At 67.2% G+C, this 18,195-nt stretch carries 15 protein-coding genes and 2 pseudogenes; 9 read left to right on the top strand and 8 right to left on the bottom strand.

Annotated features, from left to right (window positions below; translation table 11 throughout):
* Positions 1–36 precede the first annotated feature (36 nt).
* Entirely contained in the window at positions 37–1,173 is a 1,137-nt protein-coding gene (locus tag ACFJIX_RS09745) for a YbdK family carboxylate-amine ligase (RefSeq protein WP_377159497.1), read from the top strand.
* A 95-nt stretch (positions 1,174–1,268) separates the two neighbouring features.
* On the opposite strand, the gene ACFJIX_RS09740 is transcribed toward ACFJIX_RS09745, so the two are convergent.
* The 3 genes from ACFJIX_RS09740 to ACFJIX_RS09730 form a co-directional block, all read right to left on the bottom strand.
* Entirely contained in the window at positions 1,269–1,502 is a 234-nt protein-coding gene (locus tag ACFJIX_RS09740; RefSeq protein WP_377161702.1) for a macro domain-containing protein, read from the bottom strand.
* The gene (locus tag ACFJIX_RS09735; protein ID WP_377159495.1) at positions 1,400–1,723 is read right to left on the bottom strand and encodes a macro domain-containing protein; all 324 of its coding nucleotides are present in this window, start codon (positions 1,721–1,723) and stop codon (positions 1,400–1,402) included. Before ACFJIX_RS09735 ends, ACFJIX_RS09740 begins: the two co-directional genes overlap by 103 nt.
* Positions 1,724–2,180: 457 nt before the next feature.
* Positions 2,181–2,648, bottom strand: coding sequence for a hypothetical protein (locus ACFJIX_RS09730; protein WP_377159493.1), 468 nt, complete (start codon positions 2,646–2,648; stop codon positions 2,181–2,183).
* 538 nt (positions 2,649–3,186) lie between these two features.
* Here ACFJIX_RS09730 and ACFJIX_RS09725 point away from each other — a divergent pair.
* On the top strand, positions 3,187–3,507 hold the full coding sequence (locus ACFJIX_RS09725; RefSeq protein ID WP_377159491.1) for a hypothetical protein: 321 nt from the start codon (positions 3,187–3,189) through the stop codon (positions 3,505–3,507).
* Between the two features lie 50 nt (positions 3,508–3,557).
* Here ACFJIX_RS09725 and murU read toward each other — a convergent pair whose 3' ends face one another.
* Positions 3,558–4,250 (bottom strand): N-acetylmuramate alpha-1-phosphate uridylyltransferase MurU, encoded by a 693-nt coding sequence (gene murU / locus ACFJIX_RS09720; RefSeq protein WP_377159490.1) that lies wholly within the window; start codon positions 4,248–4,250, stop codon positions 3,558–3,560.
* A 179-nt stretch (positions 4,251–4,429) separates the two neighbouring features.
* Between murU and tkt the strand changes: the two are divergent.
* The 4 genes and pseudogenes from tkt (at position 4,430) to ACFJIX_RS09700 (ending at position 9,917) form a co-directional block, all read left to right on the top strand.
* Positions 4,430–6,528, top strand: a pseudogene (tkt, locus tag ACFJIX_RS09715) (transketolase).
* A gap of 310 nt (positions 6,529–6,838) precedes the next feature.
* Positions 6,839–7,837 (top strand): type I glyceraldehyde-3-phosphate dehydrogenase, encoded by a 999-nt coding sequence (gene gap / locus ACFJIX_RS09710; protein ID WP_067281231.1) that lies wholly within the window; start codon positions 6,839–6,841, stop codon positions 7,835–7,837.
* A gap of 300 nt (positions 7,838–8,137) precedes the next feature.
* Positions 8,138–8,806, top strand: coding sequence for a hypothetical protein (locus ACFJIX_RS09705; protein WP_377159487.1), 669 nt, complete (start codon positions 8,138–8,140; stop codon positions 8,804–8,806).
* Complete coding sequence (locus tag ACFJIX_RS09700) at positions 8,691–9,917, top strand: S8 family peptidase (protein ID WP_377159485.1); 1,227 nt, start codon at positions 8,691–8,693, stop codon at positions 9,915–9,917. The genes ACFJIX_RS09705 and ACFJIX_RS09700 overlap by 116 nt, the downstream gene beginning before the upstream one ends.
* 317 nt (positions 9,918–10,234) lie before the next feature.
* On the opposite strand, the gene ACFJIX_RS09695 is transcribed toward ACFJIX_RS09700, so the two are convergent.
* The 3 genes from ACFJIX_RS09695 to ACFJIX_RS09685 form a co-directional block, all read right to left on the bottom strand.
* Positions 10,235–10,927 (bottom strand): hypothetical protein, encoded by a 693-nt coding sequence (locus ACFJIX_RS09695; RefSeq protein ID WP_377159483.1) that lies wholly within the window; start codon positions 10,925–10,927, stop codon positions 10,235–10,237.
* A 6-nt stretch (positions 10,928–10,933) separates the two neighbouring features.
* Positions 10,934–11,785 (bottom strand): biotin--[acetyl-CoA-carboxylase] ligase, encoded by an 852-nt coding sequence (locus tag ACFJIX_RS09690; protein ID WP_377159481.1) that lies wholly within the window; start codon positions 11,783–11,785, stop codon positions 10,934–10,936.
* A 185-nt stretch (positions 11,786–11,970) separates the two neighbouring features.
* Positions 11,971–12,498: an SET domain-containing protein-lysine N-methyltransferase gene (locus ACFJIX_RS09685; RefSeq protein ID WP_377159479.1), complete on the bottom strand. Its 528-nt coding sequence runs from the start codon at positions 12,496–12,498 to the stop codon at positions 11,971–11,973.
* 132 nt (positions 12,499–12,630) lie between these two features.
* On the opposite strand from ACFJIX_RS09685, the gene ACFJIX_RS09680 reads away from it, so the two are divergent.
* Positions 12,631–15,288: a DNA topoisomerase III gene (locus ACFJIX_RS09680; RefSeq protein WP_377159477.1), complete on the top strand. Its 2,658-nt coding sequence runs from the start codon at positions 12,631–12,633 to the stop codon at positions 15,286–15,288.
* 20 nt (positions 15,289–15,308) lie between these two features.
* Here ACFJIX_RS09680 and ACFJIX_RS09675 read toward each other — a convergent pair whose 3' ends face one another.
* Entirely contained in the window at positions 15,309–16,223 is a 915-nt protein-coding gene (locus ACFJIX_RS09675; RefSeq protein ID WP_377159475.1) for a LysR substrate-binding domain-containing protein, read from the bottom strand.
* Between the two features lie 138 nt (positions 16,224–16,361).
* Here ACFJIX_RS09675 and ACFJIX_RS09670 point away from each other — a divergent pair.
* Positions 16,362–16,992: pseudogene (locus tag ACFJIX_RS09670) on the top strand (glutathione S-transferase family protein).
* A 108-nt stretch (positions 16,993–17,100) separates the two neighbouring features.
* The gene (locus ACFJIX_RS09665) at positions 17,101–18,102 is read left to right on the top strand and encodes a pyridoxamine 5'-phosphate oxidase family protein (RefSeq protein ID WP_377159473.1); all 1,002 of its coding nucleotides are present in this window, start codon (positions 17,101–17,103) and stop codon (positions 18,100–18,102) included.
* Positions 18,103–18,195: the final 93 nt, after the last annotated feature.

Genomic DNA, 18,195 nt, shown 5'->3' with positions numbered 1-18,195 from the left:
CCTCTTGGAGGGACCGGCGAAGCCGAGGGAGCACACATGAGCCTCGAACCATTTGCAATCTCGAAGCCCCTGACAATGGGGGTCGAGCTCGAACTCCAGATCGTCAATCGCCACGACTACGACCTGATGCCGGGTTCGAAGGATCTGTTGCGGGTGATGAAGGGCGAGACCGTGCCGGGTGACGTGACGCCCGAGATCACGGACAGCATGATCGAGCTCTGCACCAACGTGTGCACGAACTACGAGCAGGTGCTGGAGCAGCTGACGGTCACGCGCGACGCGCTGGTGCGCAGCGCCGACCGGCTCAACCTCGGCCTGTCCGGCGGCGGCACACACCCGTACCAGCACTGGAGCAAGCAACGGATCTTCGACAAGCCGCGCTTCCAGGAGATCTCGTCGCTGTACGGCTACCTGAGCAAGCAGTTCACGGTGTTCGGGCAGCACGTGCACATCGGCTGCGAGGGCCCGGACCAGGCGCTGCGGCTGCTGCACGGGCTGTCGCGCTTCATCCCGCATCTGATCGCGCTGTCGGCGTCGTCGCCGTACGTGCAGGGGAATGACACCGGCTTCCATTCGGCGCGGCTGAACTCGGTGTTCGCATTCCCGCTGTCGGGGCGCGCGCCCTTCGTGCTGACCTGGGACGACTTCCTGGTGTTCTTCGAGAAGATGACCCACACGGGCGTCGTGAAGAGCATGAAGGACTTCTACTGGGACATCCGCCCCAAGCCCGAGTACGGCACGATCGAGGTGCGGGTGCTCGACACGCCGCTGACGATCGAGAAGGCGTCGGCGCTGGCGGCGCTGATCCAGTGCCTGGCACGGTGGATCTCGCACGACAAGCCGTTCGAGCTGCACGAGGACGACTACCTGCCCTACACGTTCAACCGGTTCCAGGCGTGCCGGTTCGGACTGGACGGGACCTTCGTCGATCCGAAGAGCGGCGAGCACCGCAGCCTGCGCGAGGATTTGAACGTGACGCTGCACGCGCTGGAGCCGCACGCGGTGGCGCTGAAGGCGGAACCGGCGCTGCGGTATGTCCGTGAGGAGATGCGCTGGCAGGGCAACGACGCGACGTGGGCGCGCGGGGTCGTGGAGAAGGAGCAGCTGCTGAACGAGCTGGTGCGGCAGCAGTGCGAGCGCTGGGCGGGAAGGCCGGTGGGGACGGCGCGCTGAACCGGACCTTCTGAGCGTTTGAGATCGCAAATTGCGATCTCAAAACATCAGTCCACTTTCTGCGTGACGCGGGTTTGAGATCGCAATCTGCGATCTCAAACGATGGGCTCAAAGACTTCAACCTGGACGCCCGGAAGATCCGCCAGGATTTCCGTGATCAGCGGTCGCACCTTCTGCCAGTCCAGCCCTCCATTTCCAGCGCCCAGAGCCGGGATGGCGACCGACTTCAAATCGTGCTCGACGATGAATCGCCGTAGATCATGGAGGCCGGATTCAACCCATGCCATCTGAGACGGACTGCGCCAATGCTGTTTGGTCGGAAAGTTGATGATCCACTTAGGCGAATCCAGCTCGGCGGATTCGTCGCAAACATCGCGCCCACCTGCACCAGTCCACCCTTGCACGCCGCAGCGTAGCGCCGGTAGTTTTCAGGGAATCGCTCCTTGAAGGCCAGCGCAATGCCCTTGCCCATCACGCCAACCGTGTTGACGGCGTTGACGATGGCTTCGGCGTCGGAGTCGAAGAGGTCGCCTTGCTTGAATGTGATCATCTGAAGATTTTGAAGAAGAGCTGAGGGCCGCGCCAGGCGTCACGCTCCGTCCCGCTCCATCCGCCACGACACGCGACGGCCAACGCTTTGATCGTGGCGAGACAAGAGCTGATCACGAAGACCTTGCGCTGTTTGAGATCGCAATTTGCGATCTCAAACGAGTGCCTCGTCGTTGACGCATTACCAGCAAATATGGGTGATGGCGGAGAGCTCTGTCTTTCCTTAGGATTGCTTCCATGACGTTGCGAGTTCGCTTTCAACGCTCTGTCGTGTGTTAGCCCCGGCGAATGCGTTTTCCGGTAAGCGACCAGAAGGCCCGGTCTGTTGATCGGGCCTTCGCCTTTTCTGCGCCGACTTCCTCCTCCGAGTCGGCAGAGGGCGCAGTCGAAGTTGCGCCCATCGAGGCATTGCCAGTTCAAGGTCGACATCCCAGCTTTTGAGATCGCAATCTGCGATCTCAAACGGGCACTTCGTCCACAGCGCGGCCGACGATGCCCAGCATGCCGAGGCCTTCGCGCAGCGACTGGCGCACGCTCTCGACCACGTGGCGAGACGGATCGCCCTCGACGCAGTTGTCCTCGACCATCGACAGCGTCGCCGCTGCGGACACGAGGGTGTGACGCAGGTTGGCGATCGCCGAGGCGACGGACACGTCCGTGCGCAGGCAAACCGCGTCGGCGCCAAGGCGCAGGCCAAAGAGCTGCGCGTCGCTCATGCCCCATTCGTTTTGAAGGCTGATGAGCGAGCCGACGTCGCAGCCCGCCAGCGGACGGCGGTCGCGGATCGGACCGCGCGCTTCGTTGATACGCGTTTGATGCAGGGTTCCCATGTTCGTAAGACTCCGAAGAACTTTGGAAACCACCGGCTTCGACTGCCGAGCCGCGACATGCGGTCGATCGATCGAAGGGGTGGGCGAGATGTTCAAACGCCTGAGAACGAAGTGCGGCCATCCTCGCGGAATGACCCATCTCGCCCGCAATCGAATGATCGGGGTCGCACCACGTCTGAGGTGGCGCGCTTCTCAAGGTGTTTGAAGCACCTGCGTGCATCGTGCAACCGGTCGGCGAATCACTCTCTGATAAAAATCAAAGCGCTCCGGCGATTCCGCCATCGTGGGGTCGTGTGGGGGATGCGCTTCCCACCGAAGGGCCAGGTCTTGTCAGGTCGTCGTCAACGACGCCGCACGGCCCTTGCTTCATCCCGAAGTTGCCGCTTAGACTTCATCCCCGACACACCCGCCACACGTCCTGGTTTTCGGCCAGGGTTCTGCGCAAGCAGACGTGCAAAAGGCGGGTTTCTCGTTTCTGGGTCTCATCGTTTGAGATCGCAAATTGCGATCTCGAAACGCCGCAGTGCTCCGCTCGAATTTCCGCAGTTGCCCCCCTCTTCAGAGGGTCTCGCGAGCACACGCGCGGGATCTAGACTCGCGCGCTTCGATTCCGGACTGTCAGAACGCGCACGCCATGAGCACCCTCTTCGCCACTTTCAGCCTGCTCTCCATGGTCGTCTCGACCATCGCCAGCATTGGCTGCATCTGGTTCGCCGCAAAGATCGTTGGCGCGCATGAAGTGAGCTTCGGTCGCTGCGCGGTCGCCAGCGTCGTGTCGGGGTTGGTCGTGATCGCCGGCTTGCTGCTGCTCGGACCTTTGCGCGGTTTGCTGGTCGCGCCTCTGCTGATGCTGGTCGCCTTCAAGTTCATCCTGGATACCAGCTTCCTCGGCGCTTTCATCATTGGCGTGCTCACCGTCGCCTTCCAGACCGGCCTCAGAAAGCTCATGGAGTGACGGTTCTTTGAGATCGCAAATTGCGATCTCAAAAAACAGGCTGCTCGTTGTCAGCCCTTGCCGTTGAGCTCTTCCAACTGCTCCGGCGACCCCACATTCGCCCACGGCCCGGGGTAGAGCTCCGCCGTCACCGCTCGCGCGCCGATCGCGCGGTCGAGGCTCGCGCGGATGCGCTGGTGCTGCCCCGGCAGTACGCCGTCGAAGAACGCGCGCTTGTACAGGCCGATGTTGCTGTAGACCTCGAGGTCGCCATCGATCGTCGCGACGCCATCTGCATCGATGCCGAAGTCCCCCGTCGGATGCCGCGGCTGCTTCGGCACGAACCACAGGTGCGCCAGCAACGGGCTCGCCGCGAAGGCCGCGGCCTTTGACGAATCGAACTCGAACTCCGGAATGAAGATGTCCGCCGACACCGCCCAGAACGCATCGTCGCCATCCGCGCATAGCAGGTCCAGCGCTGTCGCGATGCCGCCGCCGGTCTCCAGCGCGCGACCGTAGCGCTCGCCTTCGTGGCTGTAGTGCAGCGTCACGCCGAATCGCGCGCCGTCGCCCAGCGTCGCTTCGAACTGCTCGTGCAGCCACGCCGTGTTGATCACGATGTCCCGGATCCCGGCCCGCGCGAACGCCTCGATGTGCCACTCGATCAGCGGCTTGCCGCGCACCTTCAGCAAGGGCTTGGGCGTGTGGTCGGTCAGCGGCCGCATGCGCTCGCCGCGCCCGGCCGCGAGGATCATGGCTCGCATCGTCAATCCAGAAAATATCGAGCGCGAGTGTAGTGTTCGACCACACCGCTCGATCTAGTGACCCGCCGCGGACTCGCTTTGGGATGCACCGCTAGGCGTGAACCGGAGCCATAGCCCAGCTATGGCGAGGATTCGCAACGAAGCGGGGCGCCCAAAGCGAGTTGCGGCGGGTCACTAGAATGCCGGGTTTGCCCCAACTCCTGCCCGAGACCAACACCATGGCCGAGACCAGCGCTGCCGTCGTCACCCCGAACACCACCCAGATGGCCAATGCCATCCGTGCCCTGGCGATGGACGCCGTCCAGCAGGCCAACTCCGGCCACCCGGGCGCCCCGATGGGCATGGCCGAGATCGCCGTCGCGCTGTGGAAGCGCCACCTGCGCCACAACCCGGCCAACCCGCAGTGGGCCGACCGCGACCGCTTCGTGCTGTCCAACGGCCACGGCTCGATGCTGATCTACGCCCTGCTGCACCTGACCGGCTATGACCTGCCCGTCTCCGAGCTCAAGGCCTTCCGCCAGATGCACTCCAAGACCCCGGGCCACCCGGAAGTCGGCATCACCCCCGGCGTCGAGACCACCACCGGCCCGCTCGGCCAGGGCATCACCAACGCCGTCGGCTTCGCGCTGGCTGAGAAGCAGCTCGCCAAGGAATTCAACCGCGACGGCCACACCATCGTCGACCATCACACCTACGCCTTCCTCGGCGACGGCTGCCTGATGGAAGGCATCAGCCATGAAGCCTGCTCGCTGGCCGGCTCGTGGAAGCTGAACAAGCTGATCGCGATCTACGACGACAACGGCATCTCCATCGACGGCCAGGTCGGTCCCTGGTTCGGCGACGACACCGCCAAGCGCTTCGCCGCCTACGGCTGGAACGTCGTCGGCCCAGTCGACGGCCATGACGTCGACGCCGTCGACGCCGCCATCGCGCTGGCCAAGACCAGCAAGGACAAGCCCTCGCTGATCATCGCGAAGACGCACATCGGCAAGGGCAGCCCGAACCGCGCCAACACCTCCAAGGCCCACGGCGAGCCGCTCGGCGCCGAGGAAATCAAGCTGACCCGCGAAGCGCTGGGCTGGTCGCACGAGCCCTTTGTGCTGCCCGCCGAGGTCTACGCCGACTGGGACGCCAAGGACGCCGGCACCGGCTTCGAGAAGGCCTGGGACGAGAAGTTCGACGCCTACGCGACGCAGTTCCCGGAACTGGCCGCGGAGTTCTCCCGCCGCATCGCCGGCGTGCTGCCGCCCAACTTCGCCGACGTCGCCGCGCAGGCCGTCATCGGCGCGCATGAGAAGGCGGAGACCGTCGCCTCCCGCAAGGCCAGCCAGATCGCGCTGGAAGCCTTCACCGCCGCGATGCCCGAACTGCTGGGCGGCTCGGCCGACCTGACCGGCTCCAACCTGACCAACACCAAGAGCACGCCCGCCTTCCGCCTGGAAGAGGACGGCAGCTCCAACGGCGGCCGCCACATCAACTACGGCGTGCGCGAGTTCGGCATGGCCGCGATCATGAACGGCGTCGCGCTGCACGGCGGTTTCATCCCCTACGGCGGCACCTTCCTGACCTTCAGCGACTACAGCCGCAACGCCATCCGCATGGCCGCGCTGATGAAGCAGCGCGTGATCCACGTGTTCACGCACGACTCCATCGGCCTGGGCGAAGACGGCCCGACCCCACCAGTCCGTCGAGCACGTCTCCAGCCTGAGACTGATCCCCGGCCTGGACGTCTGGCGTCCCGCCGACACCGCTGAAACCGCGGTGGCCTGGACGCTGGCCCTGGCCAACAGCCAGCGCCCCAGCGTGCTCGCGCTGAGCCGCCAGAACCTGCCCCTACCTGAAGAAGTCGGGCGAGGCCGTCGACGCCATCACCACCGGCGGCTACGTGCTGAGCGAGCCGGCCGACGTCGGCCTGAAGAAGAAGGCGCAAGCCGTGCTGATCGCCACCGGATCGGAAGTGCAGCTGGCCATCGCGGCGCAGCAGCAGCTGGCCGTGGCCGGCATCCCGGTGCGCGTGGTCTCGATGCCCTGCACGAGCCTGTTCGACCGCCAGGACGCCAAGTACAAGAAGGGCGTGCTGCCGGACGGCCTGCCGCGCGTCGCCATCGAGGCCGGCGTGACCGACCTGTGGTGGAAGTACGGCGTGTCCGCCGTCGTCGGCCTGGACACCTACGGCGAATCGGCTCCGGCCAACGTGCTGTTCAAGCACTTCGGCTTCACGCCGGAGAACGTCGCCGACACCGTCAAGGTGGTGCTGGGCAAGGCGCGCCTGAAGTAAGCCACGACCGCTTCGGCGATCGACAGCAAAGGGGTGCTTCGGCACCCCTTTTTGCTGGGCGTGCAGCTTCGAACGAAGCGTCCCGCACCGGCGATGTACCCACGCTTTGAAATTCCTCGTAACCCGGTAACCCGCTCGAAACGCCGGTCCGCGACTATCTGTTCAAATCGAGGGTTCCCGGCGCCCTGGCCCGCTGCCTCGCAGCCCCGCTCGACGCGCCGGACCGAACACCTCCGCGGCACGACGTCCACTGGCTGGGCGACGCGCCCATGACGTCATCGATTCATTTCACTCGCAGGAGACATTCCTCATGACCATCAAGATCGGTATCAACGGGTTCGGTCGCATCGGCCGCATGGTGTTCCGCGCCGCCGTGGCGAACTTCAAGGACATCCAGATCGTCGCCATCAACGACCTGCTCGAGCCCGATTACCTGGCCTACATGCTCAAGTACGACAGCGTCCATGGCCGCTTCGACGGCGACGTGGCGGTCGACGGCAACACGTTGATCGTCAACGGCCAGCGCATCCGCCTGACCCAGGTCAAGGATCCCGCCGAGCTGAAGTGGAACGAGGTCGGCGCCGACATCGTCGTCGAAGCCACCGGCCTGTTCCTGACCAAGGAAACCGGCGAGAAGCATCTGACCGCCGGCGCCAAGAAGGTCATCATGTCGGCCCCGTCCAAGGACGACACCCCGATGTTCGTCTACGGCGTCAACGACAAGACCTACGCCGGCCAGGCCATCATCTCCAACGCCAGCTGCACCACCAACTGCCTGGCCCCGCTGGCCAAGGTGCTGAACGACAAGTGGGGCATCAAGCGCGGCCTGATGACCACCGTGCACGCCACCACCGCCACGCAGAAGACCGTCGACGGCCCGTCCAACAAGGACTGGCGCGGCGGCCGCGGCATCCTCGAGAACATCATCCCGTCCTCCACCGGCGCCGCCAAGGCCGTGGGCGTGGTGATCCCCGAGCTGAACAAGAAGCTGACCGGCATGTCCTTCCGCGTGCCGACCTCCGACGTCTCCGTCGTCGACCTGACCGTCGAGCTCAACAACAACGCCACCTACGCCGAAATCTGCGCCGAAATGAAGGCCCAGAGCGAAGGCGCCCTGAAGGGCGTGCTGGGCTACACCGAGGACAAGGTCGTCGCCACCGACTTCCGCGGCGACCCGCGTACCTCCATCTTCGACGCCGACGCCGGCATCGCCCTGGACGGCACCTTCGTCAAGCTGGTGTCCTGGTACGACAACGAGTGGGGCTACTCGAACAAGGTGCTGGAGATGGTCAAGGTAGTCGCCAAGTAAGCGACCCCGGCGGCCTCTTTCCCGCCTTCCGAAGCCCCGCCCCGGCGGGGCTTTTTCGTTTCCGTGACGTCCAGGTCGCGAGCGTCCTTCAAGGCGTCCTTCAAGGCGTCTCTCAAGGCCTCCCGGCATGCCAAAACCGCCCCCGATACGAACGGTCACCACTTCGACGATAGATGACTCAAATTTGCGTGAGGAATCCCCCTTTGGAGGTGATGCCTCGCAGCAAATGTGTCATCGTATTAGCAATTTCTTGGCGGCCTCACACATAAACTGGTTAGCTCAGTTTTGTGGAGTTTCCGCATGTCCGTGCTGTCTTTGCCGAAGCGTCTGGCTGCTGCCGTGGCTGTACTCGGTTTGTTCGGAGCCGGCACTGCCGGCGCGGTCACCGGCACCGCTCTGCAGCCGGATCAACAGCCCGATTTCGCGCGCGTGATCGTGCGCTTCAAGGCGCAGGCGGATGCGGTCAAGGCACGGCCGCTCGCCGTGCGGGCGACGGCCTCCGAAGCGAAGGACATCGCGCAGGTGCGCGGCACCACGCTGGGCATGAGACACGCGGCCACGCTGCACGCGCGTCGCAGCCTGGACAGCCGCACCCACGTCTACACGGCCAGCGGCATGAGCTCGGCCGAGCTCGCCAAGCGGCTGGCCACCGACGGCGATGTCGAGTCGGTCGAGGTCGACCGCTGGCAGAAGCATTTCTCCGTGCCCAACGATCCGCTGTACGCGACCGCCGCGTCGGCCGGCGTCACCGCGGGCCAGTGGTACCTGAAGGCGCCGGACGCCACGGTGCTGTCCTCGATCAATGCGCCGGCGGCGTGGGGACAAGTCGACCGGCACGGGCGTCGTCGTCGCGGTGCTGGACACCGGCGCGCGCATGGACCACCCGGACCTGACCGGCCAGTTCGTCCAGGGCTACGACATGATCGGCTTCGGCAACAGCGGCACCAGCGTGATCGCGACCGCCAATGACGGCGACGGCGCCGACAGCGACCCGAGCGATCCCGGCGACTGGGTCGACCAGTCCGACATCGACAGCGGCCGGCTGGGCAGCAGTTGCACGGCCGACGACATCGGCTCCAGCTCCTGGCACGGCACGCGCGTGTCGGGTCTGATCGCCGCCATCGCCAACAACGGCCAGGGCATGGCCGGCCTGGCCTACAACGCCAAGATCCTGCCGGTGCGCGTGCTGGGCAAATGCGGCGGCTGGGCCTCGGACATCGCCGCCGGCATGCGCTGGGCGGCGGGCGTCACCGTGCCGGGCCTGCCCACCAACAGCAACCCGGCCAAGGTCATCAACATGAGCCTGGGCGGCGACGGCGCCTGCTCCTCCACCTACCAGGACGCGATCAACGCGGCGGTCGGCGTGGGCGCGACGGTCGTCGCGGCCGCCGGCAATGGCGTCGAGAACGACGACCCGACCAAGGAAGGCGGCGTCGCCGTCGGCACGCCGGCCAACTGCAGCAACGTCATCGCGGTGGCGGGCCTGCGCCATGCGGGGACCAAGGTCGGCTTCTCCAACCTGGGCCCGCAGATCACCATCAGTGCGCCGGGCGGCAACTGCGTCAACACGACTGGTGCCTGCCTGTACCCGATCCTGTCCACCAGCAACAGCGGCACGACCACGCCGGTCGCGGCCAGCAACGCCTTCAACTACACCGGCACCGGCACGAGCTTCTCCACACCGCTGGTCAGCGGCACGATCGCGCTGATGCTGTCGGTGAATTCGAGCCTGACGCCGACGCAGATCAAGGCTGCGCTGCAGTCGTCGGCCCGGGCCTTCCCGGCCGCCGCGGCGGGCGTTGCGCAGTGCGTGGCCGGCAACAGCACGCAGCCGCAGCTCGAGTGCAACTGCACGACGAGCACCTGCGGCGCCGGGATGCTCGATGCGAATGCGGCGGTCCTTGCCGTTACGCCGACGACGCCCACCACACCGACGACGCCGACGACACCCACCGACACGTCCTCGGGTGGCGGTGGTGGCGGTGGTGCCATGAGCGGCCTGTGGCTGGCAGGCCTGGTGCTGGCGATCGTGGCACTGCGTTGGCCGAAGCCGCGTCTTGCCAAGATCCGCTCGAAGTAATCGAGCCCGAGATCCACGAAGTCCTCGGTAGCAAAACCGGGGCAGTACGGAACTGGTTGGGGACGGCTATGCGTGGGGTTTCCGCGCTTGCCGCGGGGGCCCCACGCATAGGCGGCCAACGCCCGGAACTCGTCAGGTAGGCGGTGTCCCGCAAGCGGGAGAGGGAGTCATTCCCTCGGTCCGCCGTGACCGCCCGCAAGTGGGAAAGGGAATCATCCGGTCAGCTCGGTGCACTCTCACTCCCTCTCCCCGCTTGCGGGAGAGGGTGGGGGTGAGGGCCAGCAGACGCAGCAGTCAGCGAGGGTCAGGTCTTGTCGTCAGCGGCTCGCGCCCGACCCTGAGCCGTTCGCCGCGCTTGCCGCGGATGAAGCGGCCGGTGCCTCCACGGAGCAATCCTTGCGCTTCTCGCCCCAAGGCGGATTGGCCAGCGCATTCAACTTCCCGGACTGCGTCCCGTCCAGCCGTGCCAGCCGCAGCGTGGTCTGCTGCAGCGGCTCTTGCAGACGCATCACGCGCAGGCCCTTGTAGTTCCGCTTGGTCATGCCGTCGAGGGCCGCCTGCGCCGCCGCTTCGCTGTCGTGCTTGCTGAGCACCAGCGTCGGCTGCTCGTCGGGGAAGCCCTGCAGCGGCTCGAACGCGATCTTGGCGCTGCGATAGGTCTCTTCCTTGCGTTCGCGGAAGTCCTTGCTCGGCATCTTGATCGTCGCCAGCGCCCACACGCCGCCCGTGTTGACGGCATTGGCCTCGATCGACGACGCCGGAATCCCGGCTCCCGTCAGCGCCGCATTGGCGCGCTTGAGCAGCTCATCGCCGATCAGCGGCCCCAGCTCCAGGCAAGACCGAGCCGCGAGCTGCGTGACGGCCTTCTGGTTGAGCAGCGACAGCCGCTCCGGATTGATCTGCTGGTCCAGCCGTGGCGTGGCGGGTGCCACACCGGCGATCCACCCCTTGTTCCACGCGAACACCAGCACGTTGACGACGAACAGCAGGACGACCGCGGCGCGCAGCATCGTGGCTTACCCCTGTCCGGCGGACGCGCCGCCGAGCCGCACGCTGACCTCGCCGCCGCTGACCGTCTGGCGACCCTGCGGGGTGTCGATCAGCAGTTCACCGCGATCGTTGACGCCCGCGCCGGTGCCTTCCAGCGCGCCGGCGGTGATCGCCTTGCCCTGCAGCAGGTCGCGGCGCGCGAAGCGCTCGCGCCAGGCGTCGAAGCCGCTCTGCGGGAATGCCGCCAGCGCCTTCACCAGCACCGGCGCCAACCGCGCCAGCGCCTGCGGCGGGGTGACGTCGGGAATCAGTTCCTGCAGGCAGGCGAAGCCGGTGTTCAGCTGCGACTCCGCGACCTTCGCGCGGTCCGACACGTTCAGGCCCACGCCGACCACCGCCATGCGCGAGTTGCCCGCCGGCACGGTCTCGATCAGGATGCCGCCGAGCTTGCGCTCATCGAGCCACAGGTCGTTGGGCCATTTCAGGCCGAGGCGGCTGCCGTCGGGGTCGAGCGCCTCGGCGATTGCCGCGCCGACGACCAGCGACAGTCCGGACCAGTCCGCCACCTCCACCGGCATCGACAGCGAGAAGGTCAGCGACGCGCCGGGCGTGCTGTGCCAGGCGCGGCCCTGCCGGCCGCGGCCGTGGGTCTGGTGTTCGGCGATGAGCAGGCAGGGGTGCAGGTCGTGCTGGCGCCGTCCGTACGGACGATCGCCGGCGCGGCCCGTGGCCACGGTGCCCTCGTCGCGGCGCACGCGATCGATCAGCGTGGCGTTGGTCGATTCGACCCGCGCCAGCACCTCGATGCTGAGCCCCGGCAGCAACGGCTCCAGGTCTTGCCACAGGGCCTCAGCGCCCCAGTTCTGATGTTCTTGCATCGCCGCGAATGTGATCTTGCGATCCGTCTTGGTCTTCCCGGGCCGAGCGGCCCGGTGGTCGTGAATGGTCCGAGTCTAGAGGGAGATGGTCATCGTCCGGGGGCCCGCACCGCGAATCGGTGGCTGTAGGACCTGACAGGGTGCCTCGGCGACCTCCAACGCCCCCTGCCCGCTTCGGACGCCGCTCAGCGCTTCCTGTCCTTGGGCGCCAGCATCGTGCCGCGGCAGCCCGGCGTGCCGCAGCGGCACTCGAACCGCTTCTTCAGCTTGGGCGTATAGCGTTCGTCGATCACCAGACCATAGTCGTAGAACAGCTCCTCGCCAGGGGAAATGTCCGTCAACGCATGGATGAACACCCGGCCGTCGAGCTCGCGTGCCTCGCAGTTGGGGCTGCAGGCGTGGTTGATCCAGCGCGCGTTGTTGCCGTCGACGGCCGCGTCGATGACCCCGCCGGTCTCAAGGTGAAAGTAGAAGGTATGGTCCGGTTGCGACGGATCGTGCGGATGGCGACGCAGCGCTTCGTCCCAGTCGATGTGCTCGCCCTTGTATTCGATGAGCTTCTCGCCGGCCTGCAGCGGCACCAGCGCGTACACGCCGCGGCCATGCACGCCGGAGGCCCGGACCTGGATCCGGGCGCTTCTCCGGGTCACGGGGGAAGCGACGGCATCGTCGGCGGGGGCGGGAACACTCGGAGCGGGGCGCGGTTGCGGCATGGAGCGAGTCCGGTACATTGAATTCATGGGTGCGCGCGCGTGTACACACGTACGTAGGCGCGCGAGGCCGGATTGTAGGCAGACGTTCATGAAGATCTTGGACGCCTGAACGAAGAGGAAAGAAGCAAGCGCATGAGCAAGGCATTGGTGATCGCGGAGAAGCCGTCGGTGGCGCAAGACATCGTCAAGGCGCTGACCGCGCTGTCGGGCAAGTTCGAGAAGCATGACGAGTATTTCGAGAACGACGCGTACGTCGTCAGCTCGGCCGTCGGCCATCTGGTGGAGATCAAGGCGCCGGAGGAGTTCGACGTCAAACGCGGCAAGTGGAGTTTTGCCCACCTGCCGGTGATCCCGCCCCACTTCGATCTGAACCCGATCGACAAGAGCAAGGGCCGGCTGAACGCGCTGGTCAAGCTGATCAAGCGCAAGGACGTGACCTCGCTGATCAACGCGTGTGACGCGGGGCGCGAAGGGGAACTGATCTTCCGCCTGATCGTCCAGTACGCCGGCACCGCCAAGGCGCAGGTCGCCAAGCCGGTGAGCCGGCTGTGGCTGCAGTCGATGACGCCGCAGGCGATCCGCGACGGCTTCGAGCGCCTGCGCACCGATCAGCAGATGCTGCCGCTGGCCGACGCGGCGCGTTGCCGCTCGGAAGCCGACTGGCTGGTGGGCATCAACGGCACGCGGGCGATGACCGCGTTCAACTCGCGCGACGGCGGCTTCTTCCTGACCACCGTGGGTCGCGTGCAGACGCCGACGCTGTCCATCGTCGTCGAGCGCGAGGAGAAGATCCGCAAGCACGTCTACCGCGACTACTGGGAAATCCGCGGCAGCTTCGACGCCGAGGCCGGCCAGTACGAGGGCAAGTGGTTCGACCCCGCGTTCAAGAAGAACGCCGACGATCCCGAGCAGCGCGCGGACCGCGTCTGGACGCAGGCGGAGGCCGACGCCATCGCCGCCGCGGCGCTGGGCCAGCCCGCGACGGTGACCGAGGAATCCAAGCCCAGCACGACGGCCAGCCCCGGCCTGTACGACCTGACCACGCTGCAGCGCGAGGCCAACTCGCGCTTCGGCTTCTCGGCCAAGACGACACTGGGCCTGGCGCAGGCGCTGTACGAAAAGCACAAGGTCCTGACCTACCCGCGGACCGACTCGCGCTACCTGCCCGAGGACTACCTGATCGTCGCGCAGGACACCGCGCGCATGATCGCCAGCGAGGACATGCCCGGCCCGCTGCAGGCGCTGGCGCAGCACGCGAAGACGGCGCTGGACAAGGGCTACATCAAGCCGACGAAGAAGGTCTTCGACAACACCAAGGTGTCGGACCACTTCGCGATCATCCCGACGCTGCAGCCGCCGCGCAGCCTGACCGAGGCCGAGGCCAAGCTCTACGACATGGTCGTCAAGCGCTTCCTGGCCGTGTTCTTCCCGCCGGCCGAGTTCCAGGTCACGACGCGGATCTCGACGGTGAAGACGCCGGAGAAGGCCTATGCGTTCCAGACCAACGGCAAGGTGCTGGTGAAGCCGGGCTGGCAGGCCGTCTACGGCAAGGAAGCGACCGACGAGAACGCCGAGCCGGGCACCAGCGGCGCGATGCTGGTGCCGGTGAAGGCCGGCGAGGTCGTGCGCACCGAGAGCACCGACGTGAAGGCCCTGGTGACCAAGCCGCCGGCGCGCTACACGGAAGCGACGCTGCTGTCGGCGATGGAAGGCGCGGGCAAGCTGGTCGACGACGACGAGCTGCGCGAGGCCATGGCCGAGAAGGGCCTGGGCACGCCGGCCACGCGCGCCGCGATCATCGAAGGGCTGCTGGCCGAGAAGTACATGCTGCGCGAAGGCCGCGAGATGATCCCCACCGCCAAGGCCTTCCAGCTGATGACGCTGCTGCGCGGCCTGGGCGTGGAGGAACTGACCAAGCCCGAGCTGACCGGCAACTGGGAGTTCCAGCTGTCCGAGATGGAGAAGGGCCGCCTCAAGCGCGAGGCCTTCATGGCCGAGATCGCCGCGATGACCGAGAAGGTCGTGCGCAAGGCCAAGGAATACGACCGCGACACCATCCCCGGCGACTACGCGACGCTCAAGACGCCGTGTCCGAAGTGCGGCGGCGTGGTCAAGGAGAACTACCGCCGCTTCACCTGCACCGGCAAGGTCGGCAACGGCGACGAGTGCGGCTTCTCCATCCCCAAGATCCCGGGCGGCCGCAGCTTCGAGCTGGCCGAGGTCGAGACCTTCCTGCGCGACAAGAAGGTCGGTCCGCTGGAGGGCTTCCGCTCCAAGGCCGGCTGGCCGTTCACGGCCGAGCTGGCGCTGGTGTTCGACGCCGAGATCGACAACTGGAAGCTGGAGTTCGACTTCGGCGAGGACGCGAAGAAGGCCGAGGAGAACGGCGAGCCGGTGGACTTCAGCGCTCACACGCCGCTGGGCCACTGCCCGAAGTGCAACGGCCGCGTCTTCGACTTCGGCAGCAACTACGTCTGCGAGCACGCGGTCGGCGACAAGATCACCTGCGACTTCAAGAGCGGCAAGATCATCCTGCAGCAGCCGATCGAGCCCGAGCAGATGAGCAAGCTGCTCGCGACCGGCAAGACGGATCTGCTGGAGAACTTCGTCTCCAACAAGACGCGTCGCAAGTTCAAGGCCTTCCTGACCTACGACAAGAAGGAAGGCAAGGTGATCTTCGAGTTCGAGCCGCGCGCCGCGAAGCCGGGCGCCAAGACCGGCGCCAGGCCCGCGGCCAAGACACCCGCAGCCAAGAAGGTCGCGGCGAAGAAGGCGACGGCGAAGGGCTGATTCCCTCGCCATGCACGGCGCTAGGGCGCGCGCAGGAACGCGTCGCCGCCCAGCACCGGCTCGGCGCGCAGCCGCGCGGCCATGAAGTCCACCAGCAGCCGCAGCGACGCGGGCACGCGCCGCCCGGCGGCATGGACGAGATGCACCGGTGCCGCCGGCAGTTCATGGTCGGCGAGCACGATGCGCAGCAGGCCGCTCCGCACCGCGTCCGCCGCCTGATAGACCTGGCACCGCGCCAGACCCACGCCGGCCACCGCCGCTGCGATGCCCGCGGCGTTGTCGTTCACCATCAGCGTGGGCGACAGCGCTTGCGGGCCGTCGCGGAAACGCCAGGGCGTCATGCTCTGGCCGTCGAAGTAGCTGGCGATGATCCGGTGGTCGACGAGGTCCCGCGGCGTGCGCGGTTCACCGGCACGGCGCAGATAGTCGGGCGAGGCCACGATCACCCGTCGCATCGCGCCCACCGGCACCGCGGTCAATCCTGAATCCGGCAGATGGGCGATCCGCACCGCCAGGTCCAGCCCCTCGTCCAGCAGCGACACGACCCGGTCGACCAGCAGGAGCTTGAGCCGGATCCGCGCGTGCTGCTGGAGGAACTCCGCGGCGAGCGGGGCCACGTGTTGCCGTCCGAACATCGACGGCGCGGTCAGCGACAGCAGGCCCGCCGGCTCGGCCTGCGCCCCGGCCGCCGCGGCCTCCGATTCGTCGAGGTCGCCAAGGATGCGGCGACAGTCGACGACGAAGCGCTCCCCGGCCTCGGTCAACCGCACCGAGCGCGTGCTGCGCTGGAACAGCTGCACGCCGAGCCGCTGCTCCAAGGCCGCGATGGCGCGCGTGGCGGCCGGCGCTGAGCAACCCATCCGTCGCGCGGCAGCGGCAAAGCTCTGCGTGTCAGCCACGGCGACGAAGCAGCGCAGGCGGTCGAGGTGATCCATGTCCAGGAACGCCGCAAGCCCGCAGCGTCACATTATTTCGGCAGCTGCAATTCTGAATGATCCGCCATCGGCATTCCAGCCAGCAACTGCAAGAGCTACGGTACGGGCCTCTGAAGACCTCCGCTGGAGCCCTCCCCGATGAACGCCTCCGTCCTCCGCCCGTCCGCGCCGTTCCGTCTGCATCGCGTGGCCGCCTCCGGCCATAGCCACCGCGTCGAGCTGCTGCTGTCCCTGCTCGACCTGCCCTGCACGATGGTCGACATCGACCTGGCCGGCGGCGATCAACGGCAACCGGCGTTCGTGGCGATGAATCCGCTCAGCCAGGTGCCGGTGCTGGAGGACGGCGATCTGGTCCTGCCGGAGAGCAACGCGATCCTGGTCTACCTGGCGACGCGCTACGCGCCCGATGCCGGCTGGCTGCCGCGCGATGCCATCGAGGCCGCCTGGCAGCAGCGCTGGTTCAGCCTGTCGGTGAGCCTGCTCGGGCCGGGGCGCGGCGACGCCGCGTTTCCGCGCGCTGACCGGGTTGCCGGTCGATCCCGCCTCGTTGGCGTTGGGACACCGGCTGTTCGCGCTCATCGAGGAGCAGCTCTCCCGCACCGACTTCCTGATCGCCGACCGGCCGACGCTGGCCGACGTGGCCTTCTACGGCTACACGGCGCAGGCGCCGCTGGGCGGCGTGTCGCTGGCCGACTACCCCCGCCTGCGCGGCTGGCTGGCGCGCATCGAGGCGCTGCCGCGCTTCAAGCCGCTGCCGGACAAGTTCTGAGGCACGCCATGGACACGACCTGGCACCCCGGCGAGCAGACGCTGCAGGAACGGATGGGCGTCCGCGAGCGCATGGCCGAGATCGGCCCCCCAGGTGGTCCGGGACCACATGCCCGACCAGCACCGCGAGCTGTTCAACAAGCTGCCCACGCTGTTGCTCGGCGCGATCGATGCCGCGGGCCAGCCGTGGGCGACGATGCTGGCGGGCCCGCCTGGCTTCGTCGCGACACCGGACGCGCGGACGATGACGGTGGCTGCGGCGCTGGACGCCCAGGATCCCGCGCTCGCCGCGCTGCGGGCGCGTGGACCGGGCGCGCCGGTGGGGCTGCTCGGGCTCGAGCCGCACACCCGCCGGCGCAACCGCATGAACGGGCGGCTGCTTGCGCTGTCCGGCGAACGCCTGTCGGTCGGCGTCGTGCAGAGCTTCGGCAATTGCCCGAAGTACATCCAGGCGCGTGATCCGCTGGCCTGGGACGATGCACCGCCCGCATTGGCGCAGCCGCTGGGCGCGGCGCTCGATGACGGCGCGCTGGCGCTGATCGAGGCCGCGGACACCCTGTTCATCGCGAGCGCGTCGGCGCCGGTGCCCGGCGACGGGCGCGCGGACGGTGTCGACGTCTCGCACCGCGGCGGCCCGCCCGGCTTCATCCGGGCAGAACGTCGACTGGACGGCGGCATCACGCTGTGGATCCCGGAGTTTCCCGGCAACCGCTTCTTCATGACGCTGGGCAACCTGCTGCGCCATCCGCGCGCGGGCTTGCTCGTGCCCGACTACGCGCGCGGCGAGCTGCTGCACCTGGCCGCCGAGTCCGACGTCACCTGGACCGACGACAAGCACGGACTGACCCTGCGCGTCACGGCCGGGCTGCGCCGCCCCGGCGCCCTGCCCTGGCGCTGGAACGAAGCGCGTTCTCGCGCCCCAATTCACCGCCGAGCCAGGACCGCACCCGCGTTAGTCCCCAGTTGGAGAAGCCGGGCGCGACCGGTGCCCCTCGAAGCGAATGCCGAGCATGCGCAGGCGATTGAGCGAAGAGGGGCACCGGTCGCGCCCGGCTTCGATCGCAGGCCACGCGGGCGGCCCTTTCGCGCTCCCCCAATTCGCAACCCGTGAAATCCTGGGGGGTCGGTTCGTGCCTCAATCTTCGGACGCCCCTCGCATTTGCGCGACACTCGACCGCAAACAATTTTGCGGATCAGGAGAGGG

The organism is Roseateles sp. UC29_93 (genome assembly GCF_042695725.1).
Classification (GTDB): domain Bacteria; phylum Pseudomonadota; class Gammaproteobacteria; order Burkholderiales; family Burkholderiaceae_C; genus Roseateles; species Roseateles noduli_A.
This window is presented reverse-complemented; position numbering and strand designations above follow the sequence as displayed.